At 69.4% G+C, this 12,681-nt stretch carries 10 protein-coding genes; 9 read left to right on the forward strand and 1 reads right to left on the reverse strand.

Going from position 1 to position 12,681, the window contains the following annotated elements; genetic code table 11:
• Positions 1-132 precede the first annotated feature (132 nt).
• From DDV73_RS20905 to DDV73_RS20930, 6 genes are all read left to right on the forward strand, one after another.
• Entirely contained in the window at positions 133-1,083 is a 951-nt protein-coding gene (locus tag DDV73_RS20905; RefSeq protein ID WP_109509188.1) for an ABC transporter permease, read from the forward strand.
• Complete coding sequence (locus tag DDV73_RS20910) at positions 1,076-2,113, forward strand: ABC transporter permease (protein WP_206051001.1); 1,038 nt, start codon at positions 1,076-1,078, stop codon at positions 2,111-2,113. The genes DDV73_RS20905 and DDV73_RS20910 overlap by 8 nt, the downstream gene beginning before the upstream one ends.
• A complete protein-coding gene (locus tag DDV73_RS20915; protein ID WP_206051002.1) occupies positions 2,110-3,108 on the forward strand; it encodes an ABC transporter ATP-binding protein in 999 nt (332 codons plus the stop codon). The genes DDV73_RS20910 and DDV73_RS20915 overlap by 4 nt, the downstream gene beginning before the upstream one ends.
• Position 3,109: 1 nt before the next feature.
• The gene (locus tag DDV73_RS20920) at positions 3,110-4,102 is read left to right on the forward strand and encodes an ABC transporter ATP-binding protein (protein ID WP_109509191.1); all 993 of its coding nucleotides are present in this window, start codon (positions 3,110-3,112) and stop codon (positions 4,100-4,102) included.
• The gene (locus tag DDV73_RS20925) at positions 4,102-5,508 is read left to right on the forward strand and encodes an amidase (protein ID WP_109509192.1); all 1,407 of its coding nucleotides are present in this window, start codon (positions 4,102-4,104) and stop codon (positions 5,506-5,508) included. The genes DDV73_RS20920 and DDV73_RS20925 overlap by 1 nt, the downstream gene beginning before the upstream one ends.
• Positions 5,509-5,687: 179 nt before the next feature.
• Positions 5,688-6,212, forward strand: a complete 525-nt coding sequence (locus tag DDV73_RS20930; RefSeq protein WP_109509193.1) for a 2'-5' RNA ligase family protein — start codon at positions 5,688-5,690, stop codon at positions 6,210-6,212.
• A gap of 181 nt (positions 6,213-6,393) precedes the next feature.
• Here the strand turns inward: DDV73_RS20930 and DDV73_RS20935 are convergent, their stop codons facing one another.
• On the reverse strand, positions 6,394-8,007 hold the full coding sequence (locus tag DDV73_RS20935) for an ABC transporter substrate-binding protein (protein WP_161962486.1): 1,614 nt from the start codon (positions 8,005-8,007) through the stop codon (positions 6,394-6,396).
• Between the two features lie 177 nt (positions 8,008-8,184).
• Between DDV73_RS20935 and DDV73_RS20940 the strand changes: the two genes are divergently transcribed.
• Genes DDV73_RS20940 through DDV73_RS20950 form a run of 3 tightly spaced genes read left to right on the forward strand, consistent with a single transcriptional unit; the run spans position 8,185 to position 12,680 of the window.
• Entirely contained in the window at positions 8,185-9,402 is a 1,218-nt protein-coding gene (locus DDV73_RS20940; protein WP_109509380.1) for an NADH:flavin oxidoreductase, read from the forward strand.
• A complete protein-coding gene (gene casI / locus DDV73_RS20945) occupies positions 9,399-11,051 on the forward strand; it encodes a steroid-22-oyl-CoA synthetase (protein ID WP_109509195.1) in 1,653 nt (550 codons plus the stop codon). Before DDV73_RS20940 ends, casI begins: the two co-directional genes overlap by 4 nt.
• A gap of 30 nt (positions 11,052-11,081) precedes the next feature.
• Positions 11,082-12,680: an ABC transporter substrate-binding protein gene (locus tag DDV73_RS20950; protein ID WP_109509196.1), complete on the forward strand. Its 1,599-nt coding sequence runs from the start codon at positions 11,082-11,084 to the stop codon at positions 12,678-12,680.
• Position 12,681 lies beyond the last annotated feature (1 nt).

Below are 12,681 nucleotides of genomic sequence, written 5' to 3' on the forward strand. Positions count from 1 at the left end.
GGCTCAGATGTGCCAGCGACGCCTGCTGAGGTTCCGGTCAGTGGGATCGCCTCCGTTGTGGTGGCGGTCACTCGACCTAGCCTTCCTTATTCCGTCAGGACGAGAACGACTCAACCGAAGGGACGTCAGCTGATGCGAAGGATCGCGTGGCGCGCCGGAGAGCTGCTGGGCGTGCTGTTCATCGTGAGCTTCGGCGTCTTCATGCTCGTCACCCTGATGCCCGGCGACCCGGCGGTGGCCATCCTCGGCGAGGGCCACCCGCCCGCCGAGTACGAGGCTCTCCGACACGAGCTCGGACTCAACGACCCGCTGCTCATCAGGTACTGGGACTGGCTGTCCTCGGCGGCCACCGGTGACCTCGGGCGCTCGCTCGTACCGCCGCAGTCCGACGTATCCGACCGCATCCTCGGGGCGCTCCCGGTCAGCGTCCAGCTCGCCGTGATGGGCCTGCTGATCGCGCTGGTCCTGGCTGTCCCGCTGGCCATGTGGTCGGCCGCTCACGCCGGCGGTGCCGTCGACCGGATGATCAGCGCCGGGATGTTCGCGACCCTCTCGGTGCCCTCGTTCCTCGCCGGGCTGCTGCTCATCATGATCTTCGCCAACGGGCTCGGGTGGTTCCCGCGTGCCCAGTGGGTGCGGATCGGCGAGGACCCTGTCGGCAACTTGCACCACGCCCTGCTCCCCGCGATCGTGATCGCGCTGATGGAGCTGGCGCTGTTCACCCGGATCCTGCGCAACGACCTGATCGTGACGCTCAAGGAGGACTACATCCTCGCGGCCCGGGCCAAGGGCATGCCGCCCTGGCGGATCCTGGTCACCGACGCGCTGCGGCCCTCGTCGTTCTCGCTGGTGACCCTGATGGGCATCAGCCTGGGGCGGCTGGTCGGCAGCACCGTGATCGTGGAGTACCTCTTCGCCCTCCCCGGCATGGGCTCGATGATCGTCACCGCCTCCGGCCAGGGCGACTTCCCGCTGGTGCAGGGCGCGGTGCTCGTCATCGCCCTTGTCTACGTCGTCGTCAACGCCGGTATCGATCTCTCGTATGGATACCTCGACCCGAGGACCCGCCGTGTTCATGCCTAGTGAGAAGCGGGGGACCCGTACTCCGCACCGCACCCGGGACCTCGTGATCGGGGCGGTCCTGGCGACGGCCGGCCTCGGCCTCGCCGTCTTCGGCTGGAGCACGTCGCTGCTGGTGCTGGCTGGCAAGGCGGCGCTGGTCCTCGCCGGTCTCGTGCTGGTCCACCAGGGGGTCTCGCGGGTCCTGCAGGCGCTCCGTGGGCGGCGTACCGACCTCATCTTCATCGTGAGCGTGGTCTGGCTGGTCGGACTGATCCTGCTCGCGCTGCTGGCTCCGCTGCTCCCGCTCGGCGAGCACAGCGACGTGGCGACGACCCTGCTGGAGCCCGCCAACATGGCGCCCCGGCTGCTGACCGATCACCCGCTCGGCACCAGCAGCCAGGGCCTGGACCTGCTGTCGAGGTCGCTGCACGGGGCACGGACCTCGCTGATGATCTCGCTGATGGCTGTCACCATCGGCACGCTCGTCGGCGGCTCGATCGGCGTCGTCGCCGGCTACTTCCGGCACGGCGTGGACAGCGTCGTCGGCGTCTTCACCAACGCGCTGCTCGCCGTGCCGCCGCTGATCCTGCTGATCGCGCTGAGCACGGTCCTGGACCCGAGCCTGCGCAACATGGCACTGGCCCTGTCCCTGCTGACGATCCCCAGCATGGTCCGGCTGGCCCGCGCCAACACCATCGCCTTCGCTCAGCGGGAGTTCGTGATGGCGGCTCGCCTGATGGGCGCGAGCCGCTTCCGGGTGATGCTCCGCGAGCTGGTGCCGAACGTGATCCTGCCGGTCGTCTCGATGGCCATCGTGATGATCTCCGCGCTGATCGTGGCCGAGGCGTCGCTGAGCTTCCTCGGCCTGGGCATCCAGCAGCCCGACCCCACCTGGGGGAACATGATCGCGGAGGGTGAGGGCGGCGCCATGGAGGACTACCCGCACATCGTGCTGGTGCCCGGCGCCTTCCTGTTCCTGACCGTCTTCTCCTTCAACCTGCTGGGCGAGAAGGCCCAGAAGCGATGGGACACGAGGAGTGCCAAGCTGTGAACATCCTCGAAGTGAACGACCTCCACACCGTCTTCACCACGCCCCGCGGCGTAATGCGCGCGGTCGACGGCGTCGCGCTGTCGCTACGGGCCGGGGAGACCCTCGGCATCGTGGGTGAGTCAGGCTCCGGCAAGTCCGTGCTCGGCCGCACGATCACGGGCCTGATCGCCGACAACGCGACGACGTCGGTCTCCGGCTCGGTGCGCATCGGCGGCCACGACATCCACGCGCTGACGCAGAAGGCCCGCCGCCGGCTCTGGGGCCCGGAGGTCGCGATGGTCTTCCAGGATCCGATGACCTCGCTCAACCCGGTCAAGCGGGTCAGCACTCACCTCACCGAAGCGCTGCGCCTGCACCTCGGGCTCGGCCGCAAGGACGCCTACGAGCGGGCCATCGACCTGCTCCGCCAGGTCTTCATCCCGGACCCGACACGGCGTATGACGCAGTACCCGCACGAGCTCTCAGGGGGCATGCGCCAGCGCGTCGTGATCGCGATGGCGCTGGCCTGCGACCCTAAGCTGCTGATCGCCGACGAGCCGACCACGGCCCTCGACGTGACCGTGCAGCGGCAGATCCTCGACCTGCTCGCCGCCCTCGCCTCCGAGCGCAACATGGCGACGATCCTGATCAGCCACGACCTCGGCGCCGTCGAGGGCCGCACCGACCGCGTCGCCGTGATGTACGGCGGCCGCATCGTCGAGACGTCGGACACCGCCCGGGTCTTCGCGAATCCCGTCCACCCGTACGCCGAGGCGCTGCTCGCCTCGATCCCGCGGATCGGCGACGCCCCGCACACGGTGCTCCGGGCGATCGAGGGCGCGCCCCCGAACATGCTGACGCTGCCCACCGGGTGCAGCTTCGCGCCGCGGTGCCGCTTCGCCACCGACCGGTGCCACGAGGAGCAGCCCGAGCTGCGGGAGCTGGCGGACAAGGGCACCACCCACGTGGGCGCCTGCCACTTCCCACTGCTGCCTGTCCACCAGGAGGTGAGCTGACATGGCTGGAAGCGGAACCGCGCACATGCGCCCCGACGTCGGGCCGGTGCTCTCGGTCGACCAGATGGTGGTGGAGTTCCCGGTCGGCCGCAAGCAGGTTGTACACGCCGTGTCCGGGCTAAACATCGACCTGCTGCCCGGAGAGACCCTCGGCATCCTCGGTGAGTCCGGGTGCGGCAAGTCGAGCGCCGGCCGGGCGGTCATGCAAGAGCCGCCGCCAACGTCCGGCTCGGTGCGCCTGGGAACCACGGAGCTGACCGGGCTGAAGACCCGCGACCTGCGCCGGGCCCGGTCGCGGATGCAGATGATCATGCAGGACCCGGTCTCCTCGCTGAACCCGCGGCGCAAGGTGCGCGACCTGGTCGCCGAGGGGCTGGCGATCTGGGGCTTCGACGGGGCCGACAAGGACGCGGCGATCCGCGAGACGCTCGTCGCCGTCGGCCTGGACCCGGACGTGGTCTGGGACCGTCGCCCGCACGAGCTGTCCGGTGGCCAGTGCCAGCGGGTGTGCATCGCCCGAGCGCTGATGATGAACCCCGAGGTGCTGATCTGCGACGAGCCGGTCTCTGCGCTCGACGTCTCCGTCCAGGCGCAGATCCTCAACCTGCTCGAGAGGACCAAGGAGACCTACGACCTCTCCATGATCTTCATCGCCCACGACGTCTCGGTCGTGAAGAACATCAGCGACCGGGTGATGGTGCTCTATCTCGGCAAGACGTGCGAGGTGCTGCCGTCGGCGAACCTGCAGACCGCGGCCAGGCACCCCTACACCCGCACCTTGATCGCCTCGATCCCCGGCGGTGAGGAGATCGCGCCCGCGGACGTGTCTCTGTCGGCAGCGTCCACCGAGCTGCCCTCGCCGCTCAACCCGCCCTCGGGCTGCCGGTTCCGCACCCGCTGCCCGTTGGCCACGGACCAGTGCGCTGCCGAGGAGCCCGAGCTGCGGCCCGTCGGCGAAGGCCACTTCATCGCCTGCCACAACGTCGCCGTCTGATGGCGGAGCTGCCGGGCCTGCCGGACGCCACCGCGCTCGCCGAGCTGATCCGCAACGGCGAGATCAGTCCCCGCGAGGCCGTCGAGGACGCGATCGCCCGGATCGAGAAGCACAACCCAACCCTCAACGCCGTGATCGCGACGCGGTTCGAGGAAGCGCTGGCCGAGGTCGACGCGGGACTCCCGGACGGACCGCTGCGCGGCGTACCGGTGCTCGTCAAGGACCTGAGAATGGACGTCGCCGGGCTGCCCAGTACGCGTGGCAGTCGGCTCTTCGCCGACCACGTGCCCGACCGCGACTCCGAGCTGGTGGCGCGCTACAAGCGGGCCGGCATGGTCGTCCTCGGTACCACCAACAGTCCCGAGTTCGGCCTGAACGCCAGCACCGAGCCGCAGCTGCACGGGCCGACCCGGAACCCGCGGGACCACACCCGTTCGCCGGGTGGGTCGAGCGGCGGTTCCGCCGCGGCGGTCGCTGCCGGCCTGGTGCCGGTCGCGCACGCGAGTGACGGCGGCGGCTCGATCCGGATCCCAGCCTCGATGAACGGTCTCTTCGGGCTCAAGCCCAGTCGCGGCCGGGTCACCCCGGCGCCGGCGCCCTCCACCCTCAGCGGGCCGTCCTCGGTGCACCATGCGCTGACGACGACGGTCCGCGACAGCGCGCTGCTGCTGGACGTCGGCTCCGCACGCCTGGCCGGTACCGTCATCGGCGTACCGGCTCCGGCCGAGCCGTTCGCCGCCCTGGTCTCGCAGCCGCCGCGGCCGCTGCGGATCGGGCTCACGACCGGGTTCGCCGACGGCCCCGAGACGGACCCGGAGGTAGTGGCCGCCGTCGAGGACGCGGCACACCTGTGCGAATCGCTCGGCCACACCGTCGTCGCTGTCGAGGCGCCATGGGCACCGGGTGCGGTGGCGGCCGAGACCGCGCCGCTGATGGGTGTCGCCTTCACCACTGCGGTGCAGGACCGTCTGGCCGAGCTCGGCCGCGATCTTCGCGAGGACGACCTCGAGCCGTTCACCCGCGTGCTCTTCGACCACTACGGCTGCCTGCCCGCCACGGAGCTTTCCCGTGCGCTCAGCGCCGCCCAGCGCATCGGCTGGCAGGTGGGTGCCGTCTTCGACCAGTACGACGTCCTGCTGACGCCGACGTTGGCCCGCCGGGTGCCGCCCCTGGGGCTGCTCGACACCACCCGGCCCGAGTCGATCTACGAGCACGCCAGTGTGTTCTCGGCGTGGACCAGCGTCTTCAACACCACCGGCATGCCGGCTATGTCCGTGCCGCTCAGTGCCGACAGCGAAGGCCTTCCGATCGGCGTGCAGTTCGCCGCCGACCTCGGCCAGGAGGGGCTGCTGCTCGCCCTGGCCGGCCAGCTCGAGGCCGCGGCTCCCTGGACCCGCACGGTCTGAACTCGCGACGCGTCCGGATCTGCCGCAGTTCGGTCGGGTGGCATAGCGTCCGCTCGTGCCGCCGACAGGACGACGCCGTTGACGAACCGGCCTCGGGTGAGATCAGGTAGGCGACGGCTTCGGCAATCAGCACGGCCCGCCGCTGGATTCAGATACAGCGGACGGACGATGCTGGGTGAGTGGCGCTCGCGGTTTGCCTACTCTTCGACGCCCGGTCGGACCTCCTGATGCGGGAGTTGTGGTCGCGGCTCGAGGACGCGGGAGTCTCCACGCTGGCAACCCACACGCATGCCCGCCACTACCCGCACCTTTCCTATGCGGTGCTTCGTAGCTGGGACTTGGCGCGGGTGCAGGAGGCGCTCGCCGCGCTCCCACCTGCAGAGCCCTTCCTGATGTCGTTCCACGGGTCGCTCGCGTTCCCGCGCGGCCGCGTTGCGCTCGCGCCGGCAATTGGCGCCGATGTGGCATTGCGCCAGTGGCGCATCGTCACCGCCCTTGAGGCCACCGGCGCGGAGCTGCACCGCAACTACGAGGCGGGCAAGTGGGTGCCGCACGTCTCGGTGGCCACGCGAGCCCAGGGCGCCAAACTGGCCACCGTCGTGAAGGCGATCGCGGACGTCCTGCCTTTGACAGTCCGGGTCGACCGGGCCGCACTCATCGACAGTGCCACCGGCCAAACCTGGCGGCTGCCGCACATCCCCTGAGCCAAGCAATGTCGCGGTCGCTCTGTTGCTGCGCTCGCGGCGAGCGCCCTCGTCGAGCGCCGGTTCCGTCCGCTCGTGCCGCGATTCGGTCGGGCGGCAGTGACAGACGTGCGCGCCTTTGACGCACAAACAAGCCCGGCCCCTCGTGAGAGGGGCCGGGCTTCTCTGTTGGCTTGCTAGATCACTTGGCGATCCATGCGTCACCGAAGAGAACCATCGACTCCGCGCTCGGCTCGAGGCCGTGGACGTCGTCGTTCCAGGCGTTCGCCATGCCGCCCGACGAGATGCCGACCTCGGGGGCGTCCTCGGCCCACAGCGCCTCGACCTTGGTCAGGACCTCCCTGGCTTCGGCCGGGTCATCGACGGCCTGGAGCTGCAGGGCGAGCTGGTCCATCTCGGGGCTCGCGTAGCCCGATGTGTTCGTCGGGGAGGTGCTGCCCAGCGACGAGACCAGGCGGGTGAAGACGTCCTCATCGGGGATGCTCATCGCCACGGCCGCGATGTCGAACGTGTGGTCGATGTAGATCTTCTGGACCTGGTCAGCGACGTTCTGGACCAGGTCGAGCTTCACCTCGAAACCCACGGCCTCGAGCATCGCCTGCACCGCCAGCGCCCCGGACTGCGACGCCTGGTCGGTGCGCGCGAGGAAGCTGATCTTCCCGTCGTACCCGTCGGCCTTGGCCTCCTCGAGCAGTTTCTTCGCCGCCGCGGTGTCCGTCGGCATCGGCTCGGCGCCGGGAGCCCAGGGGGAGTCTTCGCTGATCAGCAGCTTGGTGGGGTCGCCGGCGCCGTTGGCCGTGCGCTGCAGGTAGATCGCGGGGTCGATCGCGAGCGCGATCGCCTGCCGGACCCGCTTGTCTTCGCCGGGGAAGCCTGCGCGGTTGTTGATCGAGAAGTTGATCGTCATTGACTGCCGGTTCACCATCGCGGGTGTGTCGGACTTGATCACGTCGTCGACGACCTCGGAGCCTCGCAAGAACGCCACGTCGACGCCGCCCGACTGCAGGGTCTCGTACGCGGTTGAGTCGGTGCCGAGCAGGACGAACTCGATCGCGTCGAGCGCCGGCCGGCCGTCCCAGTATTCGGGGTTCGCGGTGACGACGGTCTTCTCGGCGGGCGCGTAGCTGGTGAACGTGAACGGACCGGCGCCGATCGGCTTGAAGGTCGCGGGGTTCTTGTACGCCGCGGGCGCGAGCACCATCCCGGCGCCGCTGGCCAGCATGTTCGGGAACTTGGCCCAGGGGTGGGCCAGCTCGATCTTCACCGTCTGGGCGTCCACGGCGGTCAGGGAGGTGATCTCCTGCTTGAGGAGCGTGGCGTTCATGCCGTACGACGCGGTGTAGTACTGCAGGCTGCCGATCACGGCCTCGGCGTCGAGCGCCGTACCGTCATGGAACTTCACGCCCTCGCGCAGCTTCAGGGTCCACGTCGACAGGTCGTCGCTCTCGAGCGACTCGGCCAGCTGGCCCTCGAACTCGTCGGTCTCGTGGTTGTAGCGCACCAGCGTGTCGTAGACCGCGGCCATGATGTTGCCGCCGGTCGCACCGGTCGGGAAGGTCTGGGTCGGGTTGAGCGTGCGTGCCTCGGAATACTCCGCCACTCGGAGTGTGCCGCCCTGGGCGGGCTGGCCAGAAGCCTCCTTGACGTTGATCAGCCGGGTGGAGTAGTCCACCTTCGCAGCGTCGTCCTTCTTGTCGCCGTCGTCCGCCGAGGTGTCCGCACAGCCGGTGACGATGAGAGCGCCCGCCGAGATCAGCACCGCCCACCGTGCACGAGTCGGAATGCGTGTCTTCACTGTTCCTCCACTGGGGGTCACTGGTGGTCCGAGCTCACCTGATGTGTCTGTCATCACAGCGTCGTAGCCCTTCCACACCGGGCTCCGCCCACATCCCACTGAGTGGAAGGAACGGCCGGTTTCCGGTGAACGGGACCCCCACGTCACGAAAGGGCCTGGGCTTCCTAGCGTGCAGGCATGACATCTCGTGACGTGCTGGCCCCCGCGAAGCTGGGTCCCCTCACCCTGCGAAACCGCGTCATCAAGGCGGCGACCTACGAGGGACTGAGCCATCGGGCCCGTGTCACCCAGGACCTGATCGACTTCCATGTCGGGTACGCCGCCGGCGGGGTCGGCATGACCACCGTGGCCTACTGCGCTGTGGCGCGGGAGGGCCGGACCGACCGGCACCAGATCCTCTGGACCGACGAGGCGATGCCCGGACTGCGCAAGCTGACCGAGGCGGTGCACGCCGAGGGCGCTGCGGTGTCGGCTCAGATCGGCCACGCTGGTCCGGTCGCGAGCCCCAAGGGCAACGGGCTGCCCGCGCTGGCCCCGACGCGGCACTTCCACGCGACCTCGCTGAGCTGGGCACAGGAGGCGACGGTCGCCGACCTGAACCGGATCACGCGCGCGCATGCCGACGCGGCTAGGCGGGCGATCGACGCCGGATTCGACGCGGTCGAGGTGCACCTCGGCCACAACTACCTGGCCAGCTCGTTCCTGTCGCCGAAGATCAACCACCGCACCGATGCGTACGGCGGCAGCCTGGCGAACCGGGCCCGCTTCTCGCGCGAGATCATGCGCGCAGTCCGCGAGGCCGTGGGTGACCGGATCGCGATCATCGCGAAGCTGAACATGGACGACGGCGTGCCCGGCGGCTTCTGGCTGGACGAGGCGATCCCGGTCGCCCAGTGGCTCGAGGCGGACGGCTCACTGGATGCCCTGGAGATGACCGCAGGCTCGTCGCTGCTGAACCCGATGTACCTCTTCAAGGGCGATGCCCCGCTGAAGGAGTTCGCCGCTGTGATGCCGCAGCCGATCAAGCTGGGCGTCAAGCTGGTCGGCAAGAAGAAGCTGAAGACCTACCCCTACACCGACGCCTACCTGCTCCAGGACGCCCGGCAGATCCGCGCGGCAGTGAAGCTGCCGATGATCCTGCTCGGCGGCATCACCGACAAGCCGGTCATGGACCTGGCGATGGCCGAGGGCTTCGAGTTCGTCGCCATGGCCCGCGCCCTGCTGCGCGAGCCCGACCTCATCAACCGGATCCAGAAGGACGCGGCCACGCCGTCGCTGTGCATCCACTGCAACAAGTGCATGCCCACCAACTTCACCGGCACCCGGTGCGTGCTGGTCGACCGCAGCACGACCCGCTCGGCGACCTGGGGGAAACCCGAGGGCTACGCGTCGTGAGTGACACTATTGCCGGCCTCCTGCTCGAGCGGCTCGGCGACCAGCGCCTCGGCCTGGTGAGCCAGGACGGCTCCTGGAGCTGGGACGAGGTGGTGCGCGAAGGCGCTGCCCGTGCCGAGCTGGCCCGGGCACTCCGCGTCGAGGGCCCGTTCCACATCGGTGTCCTGCTGGAGAACGTGCCCGAGTTCATCCTCTGGCTCGGCGGGGCAGCTCTGGCCGGCGCCTCTATCATCGGCATCAACTCCACGCGCAGCGGCGCCTACCTCGAAGAAGAGGTGCGCAACACCGAGCTGCAGCTCCTCATCACCGACTCCGCCGGCCTGGCCCTGCTCGAAGGGCTCGACATCGGGCTGACCCGGGACCGGTTCCTGCTGGTCGACGATCCGGCGTACGCGGACCTGGTGGCCAAGCACGCCTGCGAACCGACCCGCGACCCCTCGATCGACGCGACCACCCAGCTGCTGTTGCTGTTCACCTCCGGCACCACCGGCGTCTCCAAGGCCGCCAGGTGCAGCCAGGGTCGCCTCACGGCTCTTGGCCGGATGAACTCCGCCAAGTACGACGTGCAACGGCACGACGTCGCCTACTGCTGCATGCCGCTGTTCCACGGCAACGCCCTGATGGGACTGTGGGCCCCGTCGTTGGTGGCTGGAGCGACCGTGGCCTTGACCCCGAGGTTCTCCGCGTCCCGCTTCATCAACGACGTACGACGCTTCGGGGCGACGTACTTCACCTATGTGGGCAAGGCCATCAGCTACCTCCTGCTCACGCCTCCACGGCCCGACGACGCCGACTGCACGCTGACCCATGGCTTCGGCACCGAGGCCTCGCCCGAGGACCAGGTGGAGTTCGCCCGCCGCTTCGGCGCGAAGCTCTACGAGGCCTACGGGTCGAGCGAGGGCGCCGGCATGATCACCCTGACCCCGGACGGTCCGGTGGCCGCGCTCGGTCGCGCCGCCCACGACGGCGTCCGCATCGTCGACCCTCTGACCCGGGACACCTGTCCGGACGCCGTACTCGACGAACATGGCCGCGTGCTCAACGCCGAGGAGGCGATCGGTGAGCTGGTTGACACCGAGGGCGCGGCGAAGTTCGAGGGCTACTGGAAGAACCCCGAAGCCGATGCCGAACGGGTGCGCCATGGCTGGTACTGGACCGGGGACTTCGGCTACCGCGACGCCGAGGGCTACCTCCACTTCGCCGGCCGCTCCGGCGACTGGATCCGCGTCGACGGCGAGAACACCTCGGCCCTGCTGATCGAGCGGATTCTGCGGCGTCACCCCGCGATCGTGGCGGCCAGCGCCTTCGCGGTGCCGGACCCGAGGTCCGGCGACCAGGTGATGGCCGCCGTCGAGACCCCGCCCGGCGTCGACTTCTCGTCGCTTGACCTGCCGGGGTTCCTGGCGGACCAGGCCGACCTCGGCACCAAGGGTGCTCCGCGGTTCGTGCGCGTATCCCACGCGCTGCCCACGACGGGTTCCAACAAGCTGCAGAAGAAGGCCATCCAGCTCGAGGGCTGGCGAACCTCCGACCCGGTCTACCGATGGGAAGGTCGCGGCGCCCCGTCGTACGTCCTGATGACCGCGGCCGACAAGGACGCGCTCCGTACGGAGTTCGAGGCCGCCGGACGTCTCCGCTTCCTTCCCTGACCCATCACACCCACCAAGAAGAGGTCCGCCGTGCGTCTCCTGTCCCGCCGCCGCAGTGCCACCGTCGCCCTGGCCTGCTCCGCACTGGTCTTCGCCGGTTGCGCGAGTGACACCGAGGGCAAGTCCGTCGAGCGAACCACGTCCGACTTCTACGAGGTCGGACTCGTTCGCACCGGCGACGAGGGTACGTCCGTCGAGGGCGGCACCCTCACCTTCGGTGCCTACGCCGAGCCCGGGTACCTCGACCCGGCCCAGACGATCGTGGCCGGGTCGACCGGTGGCGTCGAGATGGCCGCCGTCTACGACGTGCTCATGCAGTACGACACCGCCACCGCGAAGGTGGAGCCGCAGCTCGCCGAGTCCCTCGAGGGCAACGTCGACGCGACGGAGTTCACCCTCAAGCTGCGGCCCGGCGTGACATTCAGCGACGGCACCCCGCTCGATGCGGCCGCGGTGAAGTGGAGCCTCGAGCGCTACGTGGCCAAGGGTGCCGACGAGGCCCGGCTGTGGGCCGACAACGTCACCTCCGTCGAGACCCCCGACGACCGCACAGTCGTGTTCACCCTCAAGGCGCCGTGGCCCAGCTTCGCCTTCATGCTCACCACCGGCCCCGGCATGATCGTGGGCAAGGCCTCAGACTCGGGCGGTGAGTTCAAGCCCGTCGGCGCCGGCGCCTTCACCCTGACCCGGCACCGGCCCAAGGAAGAGATGGTGCTGACCGCGCGGCCCGACTACTGGGACGGCAAGCCCCACCTGAAGGCGATCCGGGTGGTCTACCTGCCCGATCCCAACGCGCTCTACGACACCCTTGAGTCCGGCGACGTCGACGCCGCGTTCTTCCGTGACGCCCAGGTCGTGCGCACCGCGGTGAAGGCAGGCCAGCCCGGGTTCATGAACCTCGTGGCGCTCGGCAACGTGGCCGTGATCAACGCCCGCGAGGGCCACCCCGGCGAGGACCCGCGGGTTCGCCGGGCGATGGCGCTCGCGATCAACCCGGAGGTCGTCTCCGACCGGGCGTACGCCGGCGCCGGCCTGCCGTCCAATGAGGTCTTCCCCTCCTTCTCGACCTGGCACGCCGACGTGGGTGGCCGCGAATACGACCCCGACGCCGCACGGAAGCTGCTCGAGGAGGCCAAGGCCGACGGGTACGACGGCAAGGTGACCTACCTCGACGCGTCCGACCCGGCATCGCGCATCACCGCCGTCGCGATCAAGGCGATGCTCGAGGGGGTCGGTTTCAAGGTCGACCTCGACCTGGTCAGCGACATCCAGGAGCAGATCCGGAAGGTGGCCGTCGACGGCACCTACGATGTCGCCGGATGGGGCATGAGCTGGCGTGAGGCCGGGCCCTACGGACGCATGTTCGCCACCCTCCACTCCCAGGGCAACCTGACGGTCGGCATGTCCACCAGCCCGGAGATGGACGCCTTGATCAGCGAGTTCCAGGGTGCCGCGGACCTGGCCGCCCAGCGCGAGGTGATGACCCGCATCCAGAAGCAGTGGAACACCGACGTACCGGCGCTTCCGATGGGGCCGACCCCGGAGTTCCTCGCCTGGAACAAGGACGTGCACGGCGTCGACGACTCCGTGAACAGCATGATCCTGCTCGACGACGCCTGGGTGGGCTGAC

It is taken from the genome of Nocardioides speluncae (genome assembly GCF_003121585.1).
Classification (GTDB): Bacteria; Actinomycetota; Actinomycetes; order Propionibacteriales; family Nocardioidaceae; genus Nocardioides; species Nocardioides speluncae.